The organism is Nostoc sp. (assembly GCF_036917275.1).
Taxonomy (GTDB): Bacteria; Cyanobacteriota; Cyanobacteriia; order Cyanobacteriales; family Nostocaceae; genus Nostoc.
Genome location: NZ_JBALDF010000059.1, coordinates 43,161 through 67,991, shown reverse-complemented (window position 1 = coordinate 67,991; position 24,831 = coordinate 43,161). Strand labels below are relative to the sequence as shown.

17 protein-coding genes and 3 pseudogenes are annotated in these 24,831 nt (G+C 41.3%); 8 read left to right on the top strand and 12 right to left on the bottom strand.

Annotation, left to right across the window (positions count from 1 at the left end):
* Nucleotides 1-127 precede the first annotated feature (127 nt).
* Together V7K35_RS22615 and V7K35_RS22610 are read left to right on the top strand one after the other, a co-directional pair.
* Nucleotides 128-757, top strand: a complete 630-nt coding sequence (locus tag V7K35_RS22615; protein ID WP_335081798.1) for a hypothetical protein — start codon at nucleotides 128-130, stop codon at nucleotides 755-757.
* A complete protein-coding gene (locus V7K35_RS22610) occupies nucleotides 744-1,067 on the top strand; it encodes a type II toxin-antitoxin system death-on-curing family toxin (protein ID WP_335081796.1) in 324 nt (107 codons plus the stop codon). Before V7K35_RS22615 ends, V7K35_RS22610 begins: the two co-directional genes overlap by 14 nt.
* Nucleotides 1,068-1,131: 64 nt before the next feature.
* On the opposite strand, the gene V7K35_RS22605 is transcribed toward V7K35_RS22610, so the two are convergent.
* The 4 genes and pseudogenes from V7K35_RS22605 to V7K35_RS22590 form a co-directional block, all read right to left on the bottom strand.
* Complete coding sequence (locus tag V7K35_RS22605; RefSeq protein WP_335081794.1) at nucleotides 1,132-1,395, bottom strand: hypothetical protein; 264 nt, start codon at nucleotides 1,393-1,395, stop codon at nucleotides 1,132-1,134.
* Nucleotides 1,396-1,449: 54 nt separating this feature from the next.
* Nucleotides 1,450-1,710 (bottom strand): hypothetical protein, encoded by a 261-nt coding sequence (locus tag V7K35_RS22600; RefSeq protein WP_335082046.1) that lies wholly within the window; start codon nucleotides 1,708-1,710, stop codon nucleotides 1,450-1,452.
* Between the two features lie 31 nt (nucleotides 1,711-1,741).
* Nucleotides 1,742-2,020: pseudogene (locus V7K35_RS22595) on the bottom strand (2-oxoglutarate and iron-dependent oxygenase domain-containing protein); the annotation flags it as partial.
* A gap of 114 nt (nucleotides 2,021-2,134) precedes the next feature.
* Nucleotides 2,135-4,114 (bottom strand): protein phosphatase 2C domain-containing protein, encoded by a 1,980-nt coding sequence (locus V7K35_RS22590; RefSeq protein WP_335081792.1) that lies wholly within the window; start codon nucleotides 4,112-4,114, stop codon nucleotides 2,135-2,137.
* A gap of 233 nt (nucleotides 4,115-4,347) precedes the next feature.
* On the opposite strand from V7K35_RS22590, the gene V7K35_RS22585 reads away from it, so the two are divergent.
* From V7K35_RS22585 to V7K35_RS22570, 4 genes and pseudogenes are all read left to right on the top strand, one after another.
* Nucleotides 4,348-4,782 carry an NfeD family protein gene (locus V7K35_RS22585; RefSeq protein ID WP_334722522.1) on the top strand — a complete coding sequence of 145 codons (435 nt, stop codon included), beginning with the start codon at nucleotides 4,348-4,350 and terminating at the stop codon, nucleotides 4,780-4,782.
* A gap of 87 nt (nucleotides 4,783-4,869) precedes the next feature.
* Nucleotides 4,870-5,877, top strand: coding sequence for an SPFH domain-containing protein (locus tag V7K35_RS22580; protein ID WP_334795211.1), 1,008 nt, complete (start codon nucleotides 4,870-4,872; stop codon nucleotides 5,875-5,877).
* A gap of 390 nt (nucleotides 5,878-6,267) precedes the next feature.
* A complete protein-coding gene (locus V7K35_RS22575) occupies nucleotides 6,268-6,426 on the top strand; it encodes a hypothetical protein (protein ID WP_335081790.1) in 159 nt (52 codons plus the stop codon).
* A 35-nt stretch (nucleotides 6,427-6,461) separates the two neighbouring features.
* Nucleotides 6,462-7,031 (top strand): annotated as a pseudogene (locus V7K35_RS22570) (Uma2 family endonuclease).
* 279 nt (nucleotides 7,032-7,310) lie between these two features.
* Here the strand turns inward: V7K35_RS22570 and V7K35_RS22565 are convergent.
* On the bottom strand, nucleotides 7,311-7,715 hold the full coding sequence (locus V7K35_RS22565; RefSeq protein ID WP_298912765.1) for a Fur family transcriptional regulator: 405 nt from the start codon (nucleotides 7,713-7,715) through the stop codon (nucleotides 7,311-7,313).
* Nucleotides 7,716-7,859: 144 nt separating this feature from the next.
* Here V7K35_RS22565 and purS point away from each other — a divergent pair, with 144 nt between their 5' ends.
* Nucleotides 7,860-8,138, top strand: coding sequence for a phosphoribosylformylglycinamidine synthase subunit PurS (gene purS, locus V7K35_RS22560; RefSeq protein ID WP_273767735.1), 279 nt, complete (start codon nucleotides 7,860-7,862; stop codon nucleotides 8,136-8,138).
* Between the two features lie 95 nt (nucleotides 8,139-8,233).
* Nucleotides 8,234-8,908 carry a phosphoribosylformylglycinamidine synthase subunit PurQ gene (gene purQ, locus V7K35_RS22555; protein ID WP_334795214.1) on the top strand — a complete coding sequence of 225 codons (675 nt, stop codon included), beginning with the start codon at nucleotides 8,234-8,236 and terminating at the stop codon, nucleotides 8,906-8,908.
* 284 nt (nucleotides 8,909-9,192) lie between these two features.
* On the opposite strand, the gene V7K35_RS22550 is transcribed toward purQ, so the two are convergent.
* The 7 genes and pseudogenes from V7K35_RS22550 to V7K35_RS22520 all read right to left on the bottom strand — a co-directional run bounded on the left by V7K35_RS22550 (nucleotide 9,193) and on the right by V7K35_RS22520 (nucleotide 24,596).
* Nucleotides 9,193-9,690, bottom strand: coding sequence for a DUF427 domain-containing protein (locus tag V7K35_RS22550; protein ID WP_335081788.1), 498 nt, complete (start codon nucleotides 9,688-9,690; stop codon nucleotides 9,193-9,195).
* 42 nt (nucleotides 9,691-9,732) lie between these two features.
* Entirely contained in the window at nucleotides 9,733-11,316 is a 1,584-nt protein-coding gene (locus V7K35_RS22545; protein WP_335081786.1) for an HlyD family efflux transporter periplasmic adaptor subunit, read from the bottom strand.
* A gap of 172 nt (nucleotides 11,317-11,488) precedes the next feature.
* Entirely contained in the window at nucleotides 11,489-14,497 is a 3,009-nt protein-coding gene (locus V7K35_RS22540; protein ID WP_335081784.1) for a peptidase domain-containing ABC transporter, read from the bottom strand.
* A gap of 815 nt (nucleotides 14,498-15,312) precedes the next feature.
* Nucleotides 15,313-15,522, bottom strand: coding sequence for a DUF4114 domain-containing protein (locus V7K35_RS22535; protein WP_335082030.1), 210 nt, complete (start codon nucleotides 15,520-15,522; stop codon nucleotides 15,313-15,315).
* Nucleotides 15,523-15,828: 306 nt separating this feature from the next.
* Nucleotides 15,829-20,121, bottom strand: a complete 4,293-nt coding sequence (locus V7K35_RS22530; protein WP_335081782.1) for a non-ribosomal peptide synthetase — start codon at nucleotides 20,119-20,121, stop codon at nucleotides 15,829-15,831.
* Nucleotides 20,121-23,384: pseudogene (locus V7K35_RS22525) on the bottom strand (non-ribosomal peptide synthetase); the annotation flags it as partial. The pseudogene V7K35_RS22525 and the gene V7K35_RS22530, both read right to left, overlap by 1 nt.
* Before the next feature lie 75 nt (nucleotides 23,385-23,459).
* Complete coding sequence (locus V7K35_RS22520; protein WP_335081779.1) at nucleotides 23,460-24,596, bottom strand: acyltransferase family protein; 1,137 nt, start codon at nucleotides 24,594-24,596, stop codon at nucleotides 23,460-23,462.
* Between the last annotated feature and the right edge of the window lie 235 nt (nucleotides 24,597-24,831).

The following is a 24,831-nucleotide window of genomic DNA, read 5'->3' as shown; positions in this document are numbered from 1 at the left end:
TAGATATAGTGGATATATCCTAGAGATATAACAATCCTGTATCCCTAGTATTTCTAGTAAGGTTAAAGAGTTGTTCTGAGTAGGGGAAATAAATACCCAATTTTCTGACTGTAAGGGTGGTAAGGCAATGACACTAAGCTTCATGCTCACACAGGAAACAATCTCAACATTTCAAACACAAGTAGAGCTGTTTGAGCAATGCCTGCATTTTCCTAATGCACAATATGAGTTCAGTGCTGAACTAGCCGAAATAGCCAGCACTAGAGGGATCTCGCAGGATGAACTTAAGCAAGAGATAGTTCAGTTTAAAGAAAAACTTGATAGACTTTTGAAGCTGGTTGAAAAAATTAGCGAAATAGCGAACAAAGCCGAATTAGCAGTACTACTGTACTTTGTCAAATCTGTTTTCCTTTTAAAAGAAATTTTAGAGGCAGACTGGGATTTATTTCTAGGAAACGACAAAAGAGAAGCAATCAAAAACGTAACATCAGGTTCCGTTGTTATATACAAGAAAATCAAAAACGCAGTTAGCCCTGAAACTCCCAAAAAAGACGGCAACTATGTTGCCCTAGAAACCCTAAAACATGGACTAAAGTCAATGATTGAAGCAGGGTTACGAGTCAACGCGTTCTCCCAAGAGGAGGTTAAGGCATTCGATTTAGGAGACATAACTCCTCAAGAATCAGAAACTGTGTTGATCTTCCTGTCAACAATGAAAAAATGGGAACCGATTTACAAGAGACTTGCAGCATCCTAAATTTCTTGCGAAAGAAGACGTAATCCTTATACATGATGAACTCGTCAGTGAAACTGGCGAGTCGTTAAACATACTTAACGAAGGCTTGCTGGACTCTGCTGTTTACTCGCCTCAAGCAACTTTTGGGGGAGAGTATTTGCATCCCACAATTTATGAACAGGCATCTGCATACCTATTTCACATAGCCTGCAATCACGCTTTTGAGCAAGGTAACAAACGCACTGCTTTTGCTACTATGGTGACTTTTTTAAATGTCAATGATTATGATATTGAAATAACAGAAGAAGAAGCTGAAAAATTAATGGTATAGGTGGTTACGCATGAAATAAGCAAGGAAGAATTGCCTGCTATATTGAAAAATTACATGACAAATCTTATTTAGCGTCGATTACAAAATCATCAACGCATTCGCTGTCCTCTGCAATCAGCCTTGCGATTATCTGCTTGCCTTCAGTCACTGAATCGATGCCGCAATTTACCCCTGTTCTGTCACTCTCCGAAAACTTTTGCCATTTCTGAATTCTAGAGCTTTTATATACGAAGCGTAGGCGTAGCCCGCCGCAGGCATCGCAAGATTTTTTTCTAATAACAAATACAATAACCAAGTTTTTGTAATAAGATAGCTTGTATTGCTTCACTGATAAAGCTTCTAGAGATTGCCCTCCCGGAGAGTGACAGAAGAGGGATAAACCCTATAATACCGATCGCTGCAACTCTGGAAAAACTTTAGACACCTTACTCAACACATAATCACCATAAGTTCCGCAAAAATCATGAACGTTAGCTTTATCCCAGCGATCGCCTATATTATCATTCGCTACTATTTTATTTAATTGAATCGGCTTGACTTCCACATCGAAATTGGGATCGAAAAAGAAGGGGAACGAAAGACGATGATTTTGGGACTGGTTCTGTACACGATGAGGTGTAGAACGATACAAACCTCCTGTCATTTTTTCTAGCAGATGTCAGTTCGCGACCAACGGGGAAATAACCTCGCCATGCAATACCTGCCAAAGCCATGCGGATTTTAAGTTTAGTTTCCAAATCCTGGGCGAAAAACTGGCGGCTGAGTTCTTCAAGTCGCTGCTGCAAACTTTCGTCTACACCATGTCCGATAATATAGAAAAACCCCGATTCTCGACACGCTTGTTTGATTTGAGATCCGATGGAATAGCGATCGCCTTTTCCAGAAATCAAGGCGCTGATATCAATAATCGGGACGGATGAAAACCCTTTATCCACAACTTGCAAGTTTTTCATGTTCACCTTAGCAATATATATTCTTGGCTCCAGACTATTTGTCTTTTCACATCAGTAATCTTCAACGGTGAGTAGTTAAGTAGAGTACTGAATGTTGAGTTGGAGTCCTATTTGCTACTTCCCAGGCGGACAAAGTTGCTGCCCTCTTTGGGGAAGTTGCCGACATATTTGCTGGAATCCTTGAGGATTAAATTGCCACCAAGCAAATAATCCCAGACTTGTACCCCCCACAAGCAACGCCAATACCCCCCCCAGCATTACTAAGCGTTTATCCCGATTAGGTTTTGTAATTAACGTTGGTGGAATTTCTGGGGTTATAAGTGGTTCTTCTGGAAGATCCAAATCTAGATCCAAATCTAGCAGCGATCGCGAACTTTCTGTGAAGGTAATTGGTTCTTCTAGTTCTTCTTGTTCTTCTAATTCTTCTTGTATTTCTGCTTCTATAATCTCTTCTGGCAACGCTGGAGTCACAGGTACTAAGTATTCTGGGGAGACACGGCAATAAGTGAGAACAACCGACGTATTATCACGCCCATTTTTTTCGTTTGCCAAGTTAATCCAGTTGCGAACAGCATCTTCAACTGTCAATTGACCAGTTAACACGGGTTTAGCATAATCCTGCCAAGATTGTTCCACGCAGTTATTATCACTTAAACCATCAGAACACAGTAGCAAGATGCCATCTTCTTCCACAATGAATCGCTGAACCTTGAGACGTAAAGATTCTGCATCTCTTGCCCCCAATGCTTGAGTTAGGGCACTAGCATCTGGTCTAAGGAGTGCCTGTCGATACAAGCTTTTAGCAAAGCGGACTTCCCGCGTTGTGACATCATCATCTACTGTCAGTAGCTGACAATAATTGCGAGTAATCCAATAGGCACGGCTATCGCCAACATTAGCTAAGTAAAGTTCGTGGGTATTATTTGATTGCCACCCAGTACTCGTCTGCACTCGTTGCGGAACTTGCAACGCCATTACTATGGTTGTAGCCATGCGTTCTCTGCCTTGGCGTTTTTGTTCGTTATTGCGGGCACAAATCACATTATTTATCACCCGTAAGCTTGCTTCTAGTTGTTCCTGCAACAACTCTGGTGGTACAAGTAGGGTTTGTTCTGTTACCTCCGTTAGTAAAGCGCGAATTTGCAACTTTACAGACTGCACTGCCAACTTACTGGCAACCTCGCCGCCTTCGTGTCCGCCAATGCCATCGCAAACAATCGACAACTGGGGCAATAAAGGTTCATCTAAGTCACCTAAAGAATTGGGGTAGCAAGCGTCTTCATTTTGCACCATCAATGGGCCAATATCTGTAGAGCCTGCCACCTTCAGGACTAATGGCAATTCTGCCGCCGATGCTAATAGTAAATTATTGAGTTGAACATTAATAGCCTCTAACTCAACCTCAGTTTCACACATCTGCTGGACTATGTTCTGTAAACCTTTGGCTACTGATGCCTTTGCAGACGCTACCCAAAACTGCCAACATTGCCCCAGATTCTGTAAACTCAGCTTCTCATCTGCTGGTGTTTGGTAGAGTTCCAACAGCCGCACACACCAACCTTGGACTCTCAAGTTGTCTACTACCAGTAAACTGCCGCTAAGTCCCAATTCTGATAAAGGTGTCCAAAGTTGGAGAATTTGCCACAGCCAATAAACTTGTCGTACTGCCGTTGCTTGCTCCCATGCCTCAACAATAGTTGGATAGATATTTCCGATCTCATTTATTGGCACATTTTCCAATAAGAGGATATCACTTGGATCTCCCTCAAGGTAACTAGCAAACCCATAAGCTTGAGGCAGGTGTAACCGTTCTTGATATAATCGTAGATAAGGAATTACTTCCTTTGGCAATTCTTCAGGTGCATCTGGCGAAAGTCCCGGTTGAGTATCCAGCCAAATCTGAGGACTAATTACCTCGTATCTATCTGCTACCTTTGTGCCTGGTGGAATTTGAGCAGACAATGAGCCAGTAGCCCAAAGATAGCGGTGAACCAAGGGAGTTTGGCAACTGGCACAAACACTATCTCCCATAGGATTAATCGGGCTATTACAGGCTGGATTTATACAATAAATTATCAGTTGAGTAGAAATCATAAAGGTATAAATTTAAAAAACCAATCAACTCATGAATTTCGATTACATTTAGCTGGCAATGACTTGAAGGCTAGAATAGACTGGATTCGTGTACTGCTAGCTACACCTGGTTACTGAAATTAATCAAAATTATTGGTAAAAAGACCAAGTTTTGCTTTCTGTAAATAACTTACGTCTGGGTGTATCTAATCGTATAAATGCATTTACGTCAATGTAAAGTTTAGGATGGCGCTATGCCAAGTTTTACCTTAATCTGGCTTCTGGCAGGAGCAGTTCTGTGTTTAATGGAATTGTTCTTACCATCGGCGTTTGTCGCCTTCATGATGGGAATTAGCGCTTTTGTGGTGGCGCTGCTGTCTGGAGTGGGTTTGGGAAGTGTATGGTTGCAAGTTATAGTTTGGCTGTTGCTTTCCACCACACTGGTTTTGCTTTCCCGCCGGTTTTTGCAACCGCGACAACGCAAATCTAAAATTCGGGATGCAGTTATAGCTGAAACCTTAACAGAAATTCCGCCTGGGAAAACAGGGCGGGTGCTGTATGAGGGAAATTCTTGGCAAGCACGATGTGATGATGACAAATTCACCGTACCACCCCATCAAAGAGTTTATGTGGTTAGGAGAGAAGGTACTACTTTGATTGTGATACCAGAAAATTTGTTGAATTCTTAGGTATTGGGCATTGGGCATTGGTATTCCCCTTATCTCCCCATCTCCCTTCTCTTTGACATTTAATACTTAAAAATCAGGAGATTCACAATGGAACAGTTTTTTTTGCTAGTCTTTTTAGCCCTTGGTGGTTCTGCTGTAGCAGGGTCTGTGAAAGTTGTCAATCAAGGCAATGAAGCTTTGGTGGAAAGATTGGGTAGTTATAACAAAAAACTGGAACCAGGACTAAACTTTGTCATTCCTTTTGTAGATAGAATTGTTTACCAAGGAACTATCCGCGAAAAAGTCTTAGATATTCCTCCCCAACAGTGCATCACCCGTGACAACGTTGGTATTGAGGTGGATGCAGTGTTTTACTGGCGGATCGTAGATATGGAAAAAGCCTGGTATAAGGTAGAAAATCTCCAGTCGGCAATGGTAAACATGGTGCTGACTCAAATTCGCGCCGAAATGGGACAACTGGAGTTGGATCAAACCTTTACTGCTCGTTCCCACATCAGTGAACTTTTGTTACGGGATTTGGACGTTGCTACCGATCCTTGGGGTGTGAAAGTGACACGGGTAGAACTGCGAGATATTATTCCCTCTCAGGCAGTGCGAGAATCGATGGAATTGCAAATGTCGGCAGAACGACGCAAACGGGCAGCAATTTTAACTTCTGAGGGGGAACGCGAATCTGCCGTTAATAGTGCCAGAGGTAAAGCTGAAGCGCAAATATTAGATGCCGAAGCTCGTCAAAAATCGACAATTCTGCAAGCAGAAGCTGAACAAAAGGCGATCGTTCTGAAAGCTCAAGCTGAACGTCAGCAGCAGGTTCTAAAAGCACAGGCGATCGCAGAGTCGGCAGAAATTGTTGCCCAAAAAATCCAGACTAACCCCAATGCGAATAAAGCGGTGGAAGTTCTGTTTGCCTTGGGCTATCTGGATATGGGCGCGACAATTGGTAGAAGCGATAGCAGCAAGGTTTTGTTTATAGATCCGCGCACAATCCCTGCTGCTTTTGAGGGTATGCGTTCCGTTATCTCAAATAGTCAGGTTGACTCTAACCCGTTATTTTCTAAGCAAATACCAGGATTAGAAAATAACCGTCCTAGTTAACTTTCTTCTAATACAGCAGAATTCAAGTATTTGAACCACATCTGTCGTAGGGGTGCAAGGTATTGCGCCCCTACCGCGTGGTGTATTTACCTGAAAATACAGCAGATTGCGAGTTGGTGAGATATAAAAATACCCCACCCTAACCCTCCCCGATATATTGGGGAGGAAACTAGATTTATTTTTCCCCCCAATAAACAGGGAGATTAAGGGGGGTAATTCACAGCAGTCACAAGCAAGAGAAGGGTGTACTTCATTTACTTGCAAAGTGCTGTAGCTGTAAAAAGATGGGAATAAATTTTAGGCGATCGCACTTCTGCTAATTGTGGAGTCAATGCAATTGTGGGAGATGTGGGATAAATTTTAGGCAATACCTGACGGTAAGCTAGCGCTATGACTACGACGGGCTATTTTGCGTCCCACTTGTGTAATCTCAGGTTTTGGTTGTGCGATATCTACGACGGGCTATTTGATAAAATTACAATGGCTAGTCAGGGGAATGCGATGTCTACGACGGGCTACGCCTACGCACTAATTGTCGCATTCTTCTAATGATGGAATAATCAAGTTTTGATAAGTTGTAAATTATGACATTATCTATTCAGCCAACCACACAATTAAATATAGAAGAGTTCTTAAAACTACCAATTACCAAACCAGCAAGCGAGTATTTTAACGGGCAAATATACCAAAAACCTATGCCACAAGGAGAACATAGCACTTTATAAATTGAATTAGCTTCTGCCATAAATCAAGTTGCAAAACCACAAAAATTAGCTTATGCCTTTACTGAACTACGCTGCACATTTAACGGACTTTCGATAGTACCAGATATTGCTGTGTTTGAATGGCAAAGAATTCCCCTTGATGCAAAAGGTAGTGTTGCGAATAAATTTGAGATTCCCCCAGATTGGATAATTGAAATTCTCTCACCAGAACAATCACCAAACCGAGTTATCCGCAAAATTACATTTTCTATTCAAAATGGAGCAAAGCTAGGTTGGTTACTCGATTCGGCTGATGAGTCAATCATGATTTTTGAACCCAATAAATTACCCGAATTAAAAGAAAAACAAGATATTTTACCCGTTTTGAGTGTTTTGGAAAATTGGCAATTAACAGTTGCAGATGTATTTAGTTGGTTAAATTTTGCTTAAAAAAAGTTCAACTACCTGATACCATTTATTTTAGGACTTACGCACACTCTACGAATTCTCGGCGCTCTTGGCACGGCAGTTGCTTCAAGTCGGCAGAGCCGCCCAACGCACTGCCTCGTCTTGGCGGTTCGATAAATTAAGCGAAGTTGGCAATTTTTGCGTAAGTCCTATATTTATGAAAATGCACATAATTAGCCTGCCTAAGCAGGCTTCGTTCTGGTAGCCCCGGACTTTAGTCTGTGGGAAAATCAAGTGCAACATCACATAGAATTGATATAACTATTGACCAATTGCAGTAGATTGATTTACCTGGCATTGACTGCACAACCCAAAAAACTCTAGGGTGTGGTAAAAAACCTTAAACTTATGGCTGGATTCTAACTGGTCTTCTAGGTCATGAACGGGGCATTGATTAATCGGAATTGAGACACCGCATTGCAAGCAAGTAAGGTGGTGCTTGTCTTGCTGCGCTAGGCTGTAGAGGGCTTCACCGTTAGCTAAATTCCGCACTTGTACCATGCCTTCGAGTTTTAAGGCTTCTAGGGAGCGGTAAACTGTTGCTAAACCCATACTTTGATTAGTGTTACGTAGTTCTACGTAAATATCTTGGGCGGAAATGCCTTTTTTGACGGTTTTCAGTAGGTTGAAAATACGCTCTTGACTGCGGGTGCGTATGGCTCTCATAGACAATTATTTAAATATGCCACTGTAGTTGAAGCTGTTAGATGGGCTAATTGATCAATTAACTTTAACCGCTTCGTAATCTTATTTTCACTCAGTTGGAACAGAAAGTTATAGTATAGCGATCGCAGCATTCACCAAAAGCCCGTGCAAACCAAGTATTTAGCCAAAATTTTCGTGACGCTTCGTCCTTCAGTATTAGACCCCGCTGGTGTGGCTGTACAATCCGGTCTTAAGCAACTGGGATACGAAAACGTTGACCAGGTGCGGATTGGCAAGTACATTGAACTCACCATCACCTCGACTGATGAGAAGAAAGCCCGTCAAGACCTTGATCGCATTTGTGACCAAATGCTAGCAAATCCCGTAATTGAAAATTACCGCTTTGATTTGATTGAGGTCGAAACACAGACTGGGGTATTTTAGGGATTGGGCATGGGGCATTGGTCAAGAATTAATAGTTCTTCCCCTGCTCCCCCTGCCTCCCTTGCTCCCCCTACTCCCCACTCTCTTGACTAATCATGAAATTTGGTGTTGTTGTTTTTCCAGGTTCTAATTGCGATCGCGATGTTGCTTATGTAACTAGAGATTTGCTCTTACAACCGACTCGCATGGTTTGGCATCAAGAAACAGATATTGCTGATTTAGATGTCGTGATCATCCCTGGTGGCTTTAGTTACGGAGATTATTTACGCTGTGGTGCGATCGCCCGGTTTTCACCTGTGATGCAGCAGGTTGTGGAACACGCCCGAAAAGGTAAGTTTGTCCTCGGTATTTGCAATGGTTTTCAGGTATTAACTGAAGCTGGACTTTTGCCAGGGGTGTTGACTAGAAATCGGGATTTGCATTTTATTTGCGATCGCGTTCCCTTGAAAGTTGAGCGGACTAATCTCTTATGGACGCAAGCTTATACCAATGGTGAAGTTATCACTTTGCCCATTGCCCACGGAGAGGGGCGATTCTACGCTGATAAAGCCACTCTCGCAGAAATTGAAGATCACGGGCAAGTTGTGTTTCGCTATGAAGGGGAGAATCCTAACGGTTCACTGAACAACATTGCCGGGATTTGCGATCGTCAGGGCAATGTGTTGGGGATAATGCCGCACCCTGAAAGGGCGTCAGACGCGATGCTAGGGGGTAGCGATGGCTTAAGGTTATTTCAGGGCTTAATAGAGAAAATAACAGCATTAGCGTAGAGCAAATATCGGGCGAGTATGTTAGGCCACAGAGCGATCGCTGTCTGAAAGATAAATGAATAGGACTTACGCACACTTTACGAATTCTCGGCGCTCTTGGCGTCTTGGCGGTTCGATAAATTAAGCTTTTTGGCAATTTTTGCGTAAGTCCTAATGAAGATTCTTCTTTAGATAGCGATCGCTCGAATGAATAACTACCAACTTGGGTTAATATCGCATCTGGTTAATCCAAAATCTGTCTTGGAGAGCCGCCGCTCTAACTTTACGCAAAATCTCAAATTGGCTCACCATCCCCAAGTACCAGAAGCGCCTTTGAATGGCCCAACAATATCACTGGTAATCCAACCGCCGTAGAAGTTACCAGGTTGTGGTTGTACCTCTTCGCCATTCACGTAGCATTTATCCATTATATGAGCGTAAAAAGCTACATAGTCCTTCATAATTTCAAACGCTGGTGTAGGGTTAGGGTAGAACCAGGCAGCATTATGAACTTCTTTTTCACCAACTCGAATTGTGTAGTAACCAGCACTTCCTTTCCACTCGCAAAAGCTAGACTGCGGTGCCAGCTGCAAATATTCCATTTTGATATCCGCAGGGGGAATGTAGTAAGAAGGAGGATGACTAGTTTCTAAAACACGTTTGGCGTTGTGGGTATCCGCAATTATTACTCCGTTAAAGATTATTTGGATATGTTTACTTGTGTCCTCCAGACGAGGAGGACGAGGGTAATCCCAAACTGATTCTTGTCCGGGAGCGGGTTCGATGCGTTGAGAATTAACCATCGTCACAGTCCGTTGTAGACATCACTTTTCCAAATTAACAAATTAACGTACCTCTTTAAGAGTATCAATTTGCTTGGTAAACAACTCAGTGAATAAACTAAGCACAGTCCGGTTTTCGCGGACTTTTATATTGGCACTGATGGACATACCTGATTGCAAGGTGACGTTTTTACCCTTAATTACTAAGGATTGTTTATCCAATGATAGCTTTGCCGGAAATCTATAAAACTGATGTGTTTGGTCTGGCGGTAATGCGTCTGACCCTATCCCAATCACTTCCCCTTTGATATCGCCAAACTCGCTGTAAGGAAAGGAGTCAATTCTGACATCTACCTTCATGCCTTTTCGCACAAAACCAATATCTTTGTTAGTGATGAAAACTTCAGCTATATAGTTTTCATTTGGGACAATTTGCATCAGTTTTGTAGTCGGAGTCGCTACAAATCCAGGGTTTTTTGCTTGTAAATCGAAAACTGTTCCAGCTACAGGCGCACGGAGTTCTTCATATTTAACATTTAACTGTGCTTGAGAGATTTTACTATTGACATCTGCCAAATGCTGCTCATTATCCAGTACAACTTTCATGAATTGGCTATCGATTTCGGCAATGTGCTGTTTGTTCTCAGCTATCTTATCCAAAATGCTTTTATCAGAAAGAGCCACTGTATTGCTTAACTCTTGTCGTCCTTTTTCTATATCAAACTGGAGGCGTTTGTGTTCCTCGCCTAGTTGTGCTACTTCTGCCGTGCGGTTTTGTACTTCTTGTTGCTGGTTAAGATACTGAAGTTGAGAAATGCCGCCTTCTTCTGCTAATATCTTCAGCTTATCTAAAACGTGCTGTTGAATAGCTAAACTTGCTTTACTATCTTCTAACTTAAATTTATTTTGACTAAGTTGTTTTTTTGTTTTTTCTACTTCTAATTCTGCCGCAGCAGACCGAGAATCTAATTCTCTTTTGGCAACTCGTAGACGTTGCTGTTCATCAATACCGAGCGCATAATCTTGACCAGAATTTTTTAATTGAGTCCGTAATAATTCATTTTCTCCTACTAAAGCTGCCCGACTTTTCAGCAAAAAAGCAGTTTCTTGTGGCAAATTACCGCGCAAATATAAGAGTTCAGACCCTGCGGCGGTACTTGCACCCAACAATCGACGATAAATCTGGTTTTCTTTAATTAATGCAAGGCGAATTTTATAAAAAGAATTTAATTCAGCAACAGAAGCGATGGAATCAAAAGTCAGCAGTGGATCTCCTGGCTTTACCTCTTGTCCATCTTTAACATAAACCGTTTTCACCACTCCACTAACAGGAGCCTGAACATCTTTGACTGTTCCTTGCGGTTTTAATTGTCCTGTTGCTGGTACTACTTGCTCAATTTTTGCAAAATAAGCCCAAGCAATTGCAAAACAGGCTAGTCCCATTAGGGTAACCATGATTGTCCGCGACCAAATTGGAGATTGGCGCAAGACAACTGATTGCTCAAATTCCTGAGTGTTTGAGTTAATTAATGGCTCTTGAGCAGCTTTCTGTTGTTTTGTAAGTACCCGTGAATCTTGCTTGACTCTGTTTTTCTGATTACCGTTTTTATGATTGCCGTTGAGGTGATTCCCATTAAGTTGAGTCATAACGATTTTAGATTTTAGATTTTGGATTTTTTGTAGGTTGGGCACTATTTATGGATACCGAAAACCTAGATTTTGATATTTGTGGCAGTGCCTAATCTACGTTGATTGCTACATCTATGGAATGTTGGTCAAACTGAAAATCCTTTGATGCCATGCCCCCAGCCATGACTAATTATAAGTTCACATCTTGTTGCTGATATAGGTAATAATAATGACCTTTAGTAGCCATTAATTCGTGATGGCTGCCTTGTTCTATAACCCTGCTATTATCCATCACAACGATCATATCTGCATTACTCACAGTATTCAGTCGATGGGTAATAAAAAATACTGTATCACCCTTAAATGCTTGGGCTAAATTGAGACATATTTGCCGTTCTGTGGGATAATCTAATGCGCTAGTTGCTTCATCTAAAACTAATAATTTTGGTCGTTGTAAAACAGAGCGAGCGATCGCAATTCTTTGTCGTTGTCCACCTGAAAGTGCAGAACCCCGTTCTCCCACCCGCGTATTGTAACCGTTGGGCAAGCTCATCACAAACTCGTGGGCACACGCCACCTGAGCCGCTTCAATAATTTCTTCGGTTGTTGCATCGGGATTGGTTAGAGCAATATTTTCCTGAACGCTGCCGTCAAACAATAATGTTTCTTGGGGAACTACGCCAATTTGTCGTCGCAGTGAATAAAGTTCTACTTTGGCAATATCATAACCATCAATCAAAATTCTGCCGGACTCAGTTTCGTAAAGTCTGAGCAGTAATTTCATCATCGTACTTTTCCCAGAGCCACTTTGGCCGACAATGCCGACAAATTTACCTGGCGCAAATTCGAGGTTGACATTAGAAAGTTGTAGAGGCCCACTTGTGCCAAAGCGGAAGGAAACATTTTCGTATTTTACTGCCCCCTTAATCGTAGGCAAGGGTATATTGTAGCGGTCTGTTTCTCCTTCTTGTGGTGTATCGACAATATCGCTTAAACGTTCTAAGGATAATGCAGTTTCTTGGAAGCTTTGCCAGAGTTGAGCCAAGCGCAATATTGGGCTGGTGACGTAACCAGATATAATCCTAAAGGCAATTAATTCGCCTAAAGTTAAATCTCCTTGGAGTACCAAATAAGCTCCTACCCACAAAACTAGTAAGCTGCTGAGTTTGTTGAGAAAGTTGCTGGTAGAATTGGCGAGGGTGGAAGTTACAACTGTTTTAAAACCAGCAGCGACAAACCGAGCGTAACGCTCTTGCCAGGAAAAGCGCGATCGCAATTCGATATTTTGCGCTTTTACTGTTTGAATTCCTGACATCACCTCTACTAAATAAGATTGAGTTTCGGCGTTGCGTTCGGCTTTGCCACGTAACTGTCGGCTAATGGTGGGAGAAGCAATTAAGATGACAATCACAAACACTGGAATCGTGCTTAAGCCTACCAAGGTGAGTTGCCAACTGTAGATCAGCATCACACCGATATAGACTACCGAAAACAGAGCATCTAATCCCACTGTTAGAGCAGTACCAGTCAAGAATTGACGGATATTTTCTAATTCGTTGATCCGAGTGGAAAGTTCACCCACCGGTCGGCGTTCAAAGTAGCGCAGCGGTAAACGTAATAAGTGGTCGATGATTTCCGACCCTAAACCCATATCGATCCGATTGGTAGTATCGACAAATAGGTAGGTTCGTAAGGTAGTCAACACTGCTTCAAATATCCCGACTACTAATAGCAAAACACCCAAAATATGTAAAGTACCAATACTATTTTGAGTGATAACTTTGTCGATAATTAATTGGACTACCAGAGGATTTGCCAACGCTGCCAACTGTACGAAAAAGGAAGCGACAAAGACCTCTATCAGGACTCGACGGTAGCGTGATAAATAGGGCAGAAACCACCGTAAACTAAAGCGCTCTTGAGGTGTTTCTTTGGTAGGACTGAGCAGTAATACTCTAACTTTGGGCGGAAAGTCGGTTGGATCAACATCTAATTGTTCAACCAATTGAGCGGGTTTGCAGCGGACAATTCCTTGGGATGGGACACCCACAACCATACTATTTGCATCCGCTGCATATAAAACGGCAAAACTATCATCATAGCGAATCAATGCCGGTGTAGGAATGCGCGTCACTGAAGCGATTGGTAGCTCTATCAATTGCGCCTTAAGTCCGATTAACTCAGCTAGGTAAGCAGTAACTTGAAACGATATACTACCCTGACGTTTGACTTGCTCAGTTAAGATGCGGCGAACCACTTCTCGACGAAACGGCATTTCTAAATGCTTCGCGATCATTTGGAAGCAGGCGAAGGCTGTATTTAATTCACCCTTACCACTAAAAAACGGGTATTTAAGTTTTGACGAACTATCACTATTTGAGGTATCGGGGGCTGTCTGTGGAACTATTTCGTCCGATGCGTAGGGAATATCCAGTTCGTCTTGGCTATCTGATTTGGTGTCACTTACCGCAAGTACTATCTGATGACTATCTTCCAACATCAAATCTGACGGATGTATACCAAGCAACCGGGCGGGGTTTTGACCTATAACCTGGATCTTGTCTCTGTCATCGTCTGATTCTAAGCGATCGCCAGGCGATAAATTCGTTACTGTACCACCACCACTCACAAACCAGATGCTTTCGTTATCCAGTTGATTGAATGAAGTTTTCCCTGAAGGGAGGTAATGAATTTTCGCATGTGGTAAGGCGTTTTCTGCCAGTTCTCTGAGATTTAAAGTCGCGATCGCTTGCTTTTGCCAATAGGAACTGAGAATATCGAAAACTTCCACCAAATAACTGCGGTTCTTGCGAGCATTGGCAAAAGCTGGGTATAAAGCGATAAAACTAAAATATGCCGATGCATTCAAGGTTAAACATACTACTTCGGTGGAGGCGATCGCTGTCTCACAGGCGATATCGCGCAACAAACCAATTTCACCGATAATTTCCCCTGGTTGGAGTAATTTTAGGGTGATTGGCATTTGCGTGTGAGGATCATATCCCAACAGGCGTACTTGTCCCTCATAAATTATGGTAATCCGTTCCGGGAGACTTTCTTTTCCGATGATTTTCTGACCGATGCGATAGCGCCAGGCTTGCAGCTGTTCTGATAGATTAGCGATCGCCTCATCTGGTAATTGGTCAAACCCTTCTAAGGTAGTGATAAATTCGGGAAAAGCGTTCTTAATATAAGTCATATAAGACAAGTCGAAGGTGAAAGTGAGGAATAAAGTCGAAAATATTAGGGACTATCTCTTTTACTAACAGTGGCAGTTTTTGGTTTTATGCCAGCAGCAGCAATACTTCTGTGGCATTCAGTGTGCTTAAATATGTAGAAGCACAGAGGGTAAATTGGTCTAATTGCAGACCTGCATTCAGATCACATTACAACTGTTATCCGTTATTCAAAACAAAAGTTTAAATAGATCGAGGAAAACTTCTCACTTGCTTCATACTACATAATTTATACTATCTTATAATTAATACTTAGCATTGCAAGTATGCAACATGGACACTCCTCATCAAACCAAAACACGGAAACACGGTTGTTAAACTTAGTGTTGCATATTTTAATTTATGACAATCAACATGAAACTATCACAAATGCTTTCCTAAGTAAATACCCTAATTAAAAATTATGTAATAAAAAAACTTTAAATTTATGAATTATTTTTTACAAATTCTTAAATATAGAGATTCACAGTATTACTGATGGCGAAAGACAGTGAGCTTTCCTTGGTAAACAGCGCCATACCCGATTGTAAAAGAATCCTTCATCACTTTTTTGCTAACTTAATTTAATAAAAATTAACTCCAGAAGTAAAGGCGAAGATTTTTGTCACCCTAGAGGAATTAACTATTAAATTTATGAAGGAAAGCTAATAACTGCCTTCAGTAAATCTACTAGTTTAATTAATATTAAATCTATTTCCTTGTTATAGATAAGCATAGCCCCACCCCCCAAGGTGGATGAGGATGTTCAAACTTGTGAAGTAATTACTCAATTTTAATATTACACAGTATTGACACTCAAATTTACCTGCACAATCACATTGTAGTAATCTTTATCACCACCATTTGGTAAATCCTTAAAAGCAAAGGGATTATTTTCCAACAGTCGAATGTGATCTACCTGATCTGAGTTAGCACCGAAGAATGCAAAGTAAACCTTCGGATGATTATTGGCATTACTATCAAGAATTGCATCGAATTTACCATATATATTATTTCCTCTAAGTCATCGCAAAACTTCAGTAAATACACTAGGTAAGAGCCAGTTTAGGATTTATGCAAAGGCTTGATTAGCGATCGCACTTACATATATATCAAGGTGTCAGTGGAAATTATAGCGATTCTTACTTCGATGCAAACCAGAACCGCTATATTACTCGCGAATAAAACAACCCCATCCCGCAAGCGAGATGAGGTTACAAAGCTTTAACTACAGCATAATTCAGAATTCAGAAGTGAGAAGCAAAACGTTATAATCTTTGTGTCTGAATTACATTTCCTATAAGTCTAGAAAAATTTAGGTTTTTGCAATAGTTTGATTTATGCAAGCTTTGATTTTTTCGGACACAGATTGTATATGGGGTTCTTTAAAAATGGAATTATGAATCCCGGAAATATCATAGATATCCACTCCCCCTAATGCCAATTTACTCCAACCCATTTTGGGATCAGCCTCCTGTTGGGTAACTGCAAGACCATCTTCTGTTCGGAATACGGTTACTCGACCTGAGTAAACTTGTAGAACATATTTTCTTAGCGCTTGTATGGTGGCATCTTGTACCATAAATTTCCGATAGGAGTAAGCTAAGGGGCGTCCAAAGGTCAGGTGAAATTGAAAGACAAACCGCCAGATCATCTCTTTTATCTGATACTTAAGCCGCGCTCTATTTCTTTCTACCTGCTTAATAACATAGTTAGATGCAATTGCTAAAAGACTCTTCCAATGGCGAGAATCTGGCTTTTGCAATGACACAGATTCGCTTTTTCTAGAACCGTAGGTATCAAATAAAACTAGCAAAGCTACTTTCTTGCCTTGCATAACCAATTGCCGAGCTATCTCATAAGCAATTATACCTCCAGAGGAGTATCCACCGATAAAATAAGGCTCATGGGGCTGAATAGTTTGGATTTGTTGAATGTAGTGCGCTGCCATATCTTCAATCCGGGTATAAGGAAGCTGTTTTCCATCTAACCCTTGTGGCTGTAATCCATAAAATGGTTGATCTGCTCCTAAATGCAATGCTAATTCACGGAAACGTAGAACTTCTCCACCCAAACCATGTACACAGAAAAAAGGAGGCTTAGAACCGTTGGGTTGAATAGCTACTAAAGATGACCAAGGAATTGATGTTTCAGACTTTACATCAGTTATTGGCGTCGCTGCAACCCCAGGTTTTGAGCATCTTTCTTGCTCAACAATATTAGCTAATTGCTCAATAGTTGGGGCTTGCAAGAGGATAGATAGAGGTAGATTCTTGCCCGCTATCTTTTCAATATAAGAAAACAGACGTACTGCCAGCAGTGAGTGTCCACCCAAATCAAAAAAATTATCTGTTATTCCAATCGGATGAATTCCTAAAATATTTTCCCAGATTTCTGTTAATTGAAGTTGTAATGGATTTTCTACTGTGGCAAATATTTTTTCTATTTTAGAATTAGTTGGATTAAGCGCAGATAAGGCTTTGCGATCAACTTGGCCATTAGCATTCAATGGCAGAGAATCTACTATGACAAAGGTAGAAGGCAACAAATGCTCAGGCAGCTTTTGCTGGAAAAAACTCAGCAGTTGCTCACTCCCCAAAGTCTCTCCTTGTTTGGGAACAAGATAAGCAACTAAATGCTTATCTCCAGGAACATCTTCTTTGGTAATCACCACAGTTTTTTGCACGCCTGGATATTGACCCAAAATTGTCTCAATTTCAGCCAACTCAATGCGAAAACCACGAATTTTTACCTGATTGTCTACGCGGTCTAGAAACTCAATATTGCCGTCACTTAAGTAGCGTCCTAAGTCGCCACTTCTGTAAAGGTATGCCCCAGATTCGCTGCTAAAGGGGTTAGGGATAAATTTCTCAGATGTTAAGTCTGGACGGTTAAAGTAGCCTTGTGTAACACCGATACCGCTGATGTAGATTTCGCCAGTAACGCCAATTGGCAAGGGTTGCGATCGCCGATCGAGAATGTAAATTTGGGTATTGGCGATCGCTTTTCCTATGGGAATTTCTGAACGAGTGTTACTGGCTTCAGTGGCAGTTTCCGGATCGTAAACTGTGGCGGTTAAAGTTGTTTCTAGTAATCCATAGGCATTCAGCCAGCGTACTTGCTTGCCAACTTTTTCTACCCAAGTTAAATAAGCATTACGTGAAACTTTTTCACCACCAACTATGACTAAGCGCAAGATGGCTGGCAAAGTTTGTAAAGACACAGATGGCTCTTTAACTAACTCATACCAAAAAAAAGTAGGTATATTAACAACGGTAATCTTTTGTTGAGCAATGAATGGGAAAAACTGCGCCGCCGAGTTTTGTAGCTCTTGAGACTGGAGAATTGTGGTAGCACCAGTAATCCAACTAGGGAACAGTGATTCAATGAAAGTATCAGTTGTGATACTAGATATGAGTAGTAGGCGATCGCTCTGGGTTAACTCCCAAGTTTCGCTAATTGCCAAGCTGTGGGTGACAAGATTACGGTGGGTAATGCCTATACCGTTGGGTTTTCCATTGTAACCGGACACATACATCACACAAGCGAGAGTCTGCTCTGTGGTATAATAGTCTATATTTTCAGTAGCGTGTAGGGCGATAACTTCCCAATCAGTATCCAAACAGATAACTTGTGCCTGATGCTCAGAGAACTTCTCAATTAATGAGCTTTGGGTTAACACTAAGGAGATTTGGGCATCTTTTAAAATGAAAGCCAGACCATCTTGCCCAGATGTCGGAGCTATAAATACGTAAGTTCCCCCAACTTTCAAAATACCCAACAGCCCCACAATCATCTCTAAGGAAGGCTCTGCATAAAGACCGACGAATACCCCAGATTTTACCCCTAAAGTTTGCAAATAGTGGGCTAGTTGATTTGCACGCTGGTTGAGTTCTCGATAGGTTAATTGCTGATTTTCAAAACTTACTGCAATATTGTTTGGAGTTTGCTTGACTTGATTTTCAAACCACTGATGAATACAAGTATTTTGAGGATAATCAGCCTGATTGCCGTTCCACTCAACCAACAATTGATGTTGTTCACCTGCTGTCAACAAGGGTAATTCAGCAATCGGCTGATCGGGATTAGCGACAATACCTTCGAGTAATGTTTTGAAGTGTCCTAACATCCGCTCTATGGTACTGGCATCAAACATCTCGGCATTGTAATCAAATACCATGCCCAGACCATTATCCTGTTCCCGCAAGACTAATGTCAGATCATATTTGGTTTTACCATGATAGATGTAGCCAAATAGAGAAGTGATAGTCAAATCAGCTAGTTCTACTGATGCCATACCACGACCATTCGACCAAGGAGGATTGAGGGAGAACTTTACCTGAAATAAAGGCGAATTCCGACTTTGTTGTTCTGGTCTAAGTTCTTCAATTAGTTTTTCAAAGGGTAGGTCTTGATGGGTATAAGCTTGTAAGCAATCCTTACGCACTCGGTCTAACAATTCTCGGAAAGTTGGGTTATGAGCAAAGTTACTCCGCAGTACAAGAGTATTAGAAAAAAATCCAATCAACCCCTCGGTTTCTACTTGTGCCCGACTTGCACTTGCAAAGCTAATGAGTAGGTCTTCTTGTCCAGAATAACGGTAGAGTAATAGCTCAAACACTGTCAGTAGAGTCATGAAGAGGGTAACTCCCCACTTTTGACTCAGGTCTCTTAGGGCATGATTCAGCGCCTTTGATAGCAGTAGGGCAGCGCGATCGCCTCGATAGGTTTGCACACCATAAGGACGGGGATGATCGTAAGGTAACTTAATAATAGGTAAATTACCTTCTAGCTTTTGTTTCCAGTAGTTTACCTGTGACTCTAAAACCTCTCCCTGGAGCCATTGATATTGCCAATTGGCAATATCAGCATACTGCACAGCTAAGGGAGGTAAAGGAGAAGCCTTCCCCGCCGACAATGCCTTATAGATGGTAGTCAGGTCTTGATAGAACAGATCAGAAGAAGCTCCATCACAAATTATGCAGTGCATATTCCAGATCAGCAGATGCTCTTGCTCGCTTAACTCCAGCAGTAACACCCGCAAAATCGGCCCCTTACCTAGATCAAAGGGTTGATGAGCTTCTTTAGTTGCCAGTAAATGAGCTTCCGCCTCCCGTTGTTCATCTGGTACTTGCTGCAAGTCAATTATTGGCAGTGTCAAGGAAACATCGGTGGCGATGACTTGAGTGGACTTTCCATTCACTGCTGGAAAAGTTGTCCGCAGGATTTCATGGCGGCGGACGACTTCTTTCAAACTTTCTTCTAAAACAGCAACATTGAGATTCCCCGTAAAACGTACCACGACGGGCATATTATTTGAGGAACTATCAGGTTCAAACTGATGGAGGAACCATAACCGTTGCTGACCAAAGGAAAGCGGCAAGTTGCCATTCCGTTCACAAGCGACAATTGGGGGAATCTGTGAACTGGCGGCTGTAGTAATTTGTCGGAGAAAGCTGATGATTTCGGCTTTTTGAGTTTTTAACTCGGTTAGCAATTCCGGGGTGAGACTGTCTTTTGCCGCCCGATAGCGTAGGCTTTCGCCCTCTAGCCAAAGTTTTACATCGCGCTGACGTAGCTCAGATAGTAGTTCATTTAATGTTTTCATAGCTCACCTTCCTCGTAATCATCAGCTGTTTCACTCTCAGCCGCCTGAATACCTTGGGTTGCCCAACGCAGAGTCTCCACTCGTTCAGCCAAATCTGCTACCGTTGGTAATTCAAATAAATTGGACATTAGGATTTCTACTTGCAAGGCTTGGCGGATTCGAGAAACCACTTGAATTCCTACTAGAGAATATCCCCCCAATTCAAAAAAGTTGTCGTAAATCCCAACCCGCTTGACATTAAGAACCTGCATCCAGATATCTGCAATCTGCTGCTCAATGGGAGTGCGAGGCGCTACATAATTTGCCTCCAGTTCCGGGCGGGAAGCATCTGGCTCTGGCAATGCCTTGCGATCAACTTTCCCATTGGGGGTTAACGGCATAGCTTCTAGTGCCATAAAGATCGTTGGCACCATAAAATCAGGAAGCTCTTGTTTCAAGAATCGACGCAACTGCGAAATCACTTGCAAGCTATCTTGACCAGTTTCCGCAACAATATAACCTACTAAATTATTCTCATTAGAAGTGTCTTCTCGAACAATTACAACGCCTTCTTTTACTCCTGGATGTTGCAGGAGTGCAGTTTCAATTTCGCCCAATTCTATGCGGAAACCACGCAATTTTATTTGATAGTCGATCCGACCTAAGTATTCAATTTGTCCATCTGGTAAATAACGAGCCAGGTCTCCAGTTTTGTATAAGCGTGATTTAGGGTTTGGGCTGAAAGGATTAGAAATAAATTTCTCAGCAGTCAGTTCGGGACGATTCAGATATCCCCTTGCTAGTCCTTCGCCACCAATATACAACTCACCTGATATACCAATGGGAACGGGTTGTAAATGGGAGTCTAAAATGTAGAGCTGGGTATTAGCAAGAGGGCAACCAATGCTTATTGGTTTATTTGCCGTTGTCACCTTGCAGCCTGTTGACCAAATCGTTGTTTCTGTAGGGCCGTAAAGGTTCCACAGACAAGCTCCCTTCGGTAATAATTGATTTGCAAGCTCTCTAGGTAAGGCTTCGCCTGTGGAAATCATCTTGAGTTGAGGACTACCTTGCCATCCGGCTGCCAGTAATAGCCGCCAAGTAACTGGTGTCGGTTGCATAAAGGTTGCCCCGGAGGTGGTTAGCGCTTTTAGCAGTTGGGTACCATCAGCCGCAATTTCACGGCTCACTAACACCAACTTCGCACCTACAGACAGTGGTAGAAAAATTTCTGAAACGGCAATATCAAAGGATAGGCTAGTAACAGACAGGAGAGTATCCTCAGCTGTTAAACCGGGTTCTTGAGCGATCGCATTCAGGAGATTAACAGCACTGCGATGTTGAATTTGAACGCCTTTTGGTTGACCTGTCGAGCCAGATGTATAGATGACGTAGGCTAAGTTATTGGCAGTGATGTTATGTGTTGGGTTATCCAACTCATAATCTATGGACTGCCAATTGGTATCAAGGCAAATAATCTCTGCTTGATGGTTGGGTAACCCCGACTTTAGCTTCTCCTGCGTTAGTAGCACTGACACCTGAGCATCTTGCAACATGAAAGCTAAACGTTCTTGAGGATAAGCATAATCTAAGGGTACATAGGCTCCTCCAGCTTTGAGAATGCCTAAAACTCCTATAACCATTTCCAAGCTGCGCTCGACACACAGACCAACCAGAACTTCTGAACCGACTCCTAAGCTTTGGAGATAATGGGCTAGCTGATTGGCTCGCAGATTCAGTTCGCGGTAGCTAATAAGTTCCTCTTCAAAAACTACAGCGATCGCGTCTGGAGTTTTCTGCACTTGAGTTTCAAACAGCTGGTGAATGCAGATATCTTGGGGATAAGCTATTTGAGTATTATTCCATATTGCTAATAACTGTTGCTCAACTGCTGGCAAAATTGGCAATTTAGCAATACTTTGATTAGGGTTGGCAACTATGCCCAATAACAAAGTTTCAAACTCTGCCATCCGGCGGCGGATAGTGTCAGCGTCAAATAAATTAGTGTTGTACTGACATTCCAGGATCAGTTGACCATGCAATTCTGTAGCATTGACAAACAGTTCAAAATTCTCGAATGCGCGTGGATTAGAGAAAAATTCTACCTCCAAGTCGATAAAGGGAAGTTGATCGCTCTCTAGCGCTTGATCGACATTAAATATAATTGGTACTAAGGGAATGCGGCTAGAATCTCTTGGTAATACTAATTTTTTGACCAGGCTGCCAAAGGTAAATTGTTGATGGTCATAGGCATCTAACACAGCCGATCGCCGCGTTTGCAAGTAGTCGCTGAAAGATTTTTCGCCATTAATCTGGCTACGCAATGGTAGTAAATTTACACAGTGACCTACGAGATTATATTGCCCCAAAGCAGCTTGTCCGGCGGCTGGAATACCTACAACTAAGTCATTTTGTCCTGTCAGACGGTGCAGGCAAACCTCAAATCCTCCCAGGATAGTAGTCATAAAGCTACAACCGAGTTTTGTCCCTAGTTGTTTAAGGTTGACAACTAGTTCGGGGTTTAAATGCCAATCTTCGCGGGCGGCGTTAAAGGTTCTCAGTGGTGGACGGGGGCGATCGCTGGGGAAATCCAGTACAGGTACAGACTCAGCGAATTGTTTCAACCAGTATTTTTCTGTAGCGATCGCTTCTGGACTATCCGCCTCTTCTTCCTGCAAAATCGCATATTCACTTAAGTGGTCTGGTTCTTCTAATTCAGAAACAATACCTTGTTGCAAGCCAGAATAGAGTTTACCCAAATCTGGCATCAGCACTGCCCAAGACCAACCATCACAAATAATATGATGGGCTGTCAAAATAGCTAGATGTTCTTGCAGCTGCAATTTGACAATTTTTGCCCGAAATAGAGGGCCATGCTCCAAATCAAAAGGTTGCTCTACCTCTTGTCGCAAGATACTAGCTAATTTTTCCTGTTGATCCTGTAGTTCTAGGCTAGAAAGATCAATAATTGGGATTTCAATTTGTCGAGAAGCAACAATGCAGAGTATATTACCATTTGTGCTAAAAGTTGTCCGTAGTGCTTCATGACGTTGTACTAACTCTTCCACCGCAGACTGGAAAACTTTGACATCAAGTTCACCTCTTAGTCGCAGAGATTGGGACTCGTTATAAGCACAATTGGCTGCATCTCCCATTTGCACAGAAGCCCAAATTTCTTTTTGTGATTCTGTGGCAGGGGCGGTTAAAAGTAATTCTCCATCTGCAAATGGATCAAAATCAACCGCAGTTAATCTGGATTGGTAATCTACAGGTAATAAGCTCATAAAACTTTATTATTTTCTCAGTTTATTCAATGTAATTAGATTTAAATCTTTCTTGACAAACTACTGGCGTTCAATTCATTGTTTAGCGAAGATTGTAGACTTTAAATAATTACGCATAGGAACTTCTACAAATTTATATGTTAATGATGCAGCCAATATGACGATCATAAGAAATACTCCTAGAGATGTCAAGGCTTCATATTCTGTGAAGTTTTTGCCAAAAACATGGTGAGATTTATAAATCCAGAATATTTTTAACAGTTCTTGAACAAACCAATGAACCATATAAATTGAATAAGATATAGTACCGAGATATAGCATTAAGCGGGAATTTAAAATTTTTGATATCACACTATTATTGTTGACAGATACAGCTAAAATCAGTAAAGAAAAAGCTGGTAAAATTAGCCAATCATGAAGGCTACGCAAATGATGCCAGTAGTAATTCATAATTATAATTATCCAAGTGATAGCTATAATTGCCAGCAAATTAAGATTAAAATACTTTTTATATTTATTTCTTCGATAGATTTTATAAGTTATAATACCAAGTACGCACTCTAGCCCGCATCTAGCTATCGAAGGTATACCAATAATACTATCTAAATTACCACGGGTAAAGATGATTAATAGTAATATACCAAAAAGACTAATAATATAAATAATTAAATCATTTTTTTCACTATTCTTTAATAATAAAAATAATAAAAATGGGAATATGCAGTAAATAACAAACTCTACGCTAATTGACCAAGCTGGTTCATTCCAATAAGTATTACACCAAAATAAAGGTGGGCAATTTAGGTCGAATGCCTGAAGAAGAAAAATATTGGCAAAAAGGGCAGTTAAGTTAAATTTACCAGTAAATGTAAAATTATTTGTTAAGAATATTTTGATGATTTCTAATCCAACAAACAGAGATAAAATAAATATATGTAGAGGATAAATTCTGGCAAAACGCGAGAATAAATATGAGCGATAGTTATAAAATTTAACTCTTAATAAAAAATCTTCAATATAAACGTGGCTCATAATAAAACCACTCAGAATAAAGAAGAAATCAACCCATAAATATCCATTCCGAAAAAAATCGCTATATGCGGATAAAGTTGAGCCAGTTTTTGGTAAGGCGTAATAAGAAAAATGATGTACAACAACAATCAAGGCTGCAATACCGCGCAGAGAAGTAAGTGGATTAATGTGTTTATACATTGATTTCTTTTGCGTTTAATGATGTTAAAAATACAAGAGCGTAGAATTTTTTTTGATAATTTTAGTGATTTTATATAATAGAATTATTACCTATTAATAGGTATTTTATAAAAGTAAATATCACACTCATGAAAGTCAGGGAAAAGTACTTTCAATCCTGCACCTACATTGTCATTAAGTTTCAGGGTTCACAACCTGGGAACTAATCCTTCATAATCATGCTGGGTTTGATTTA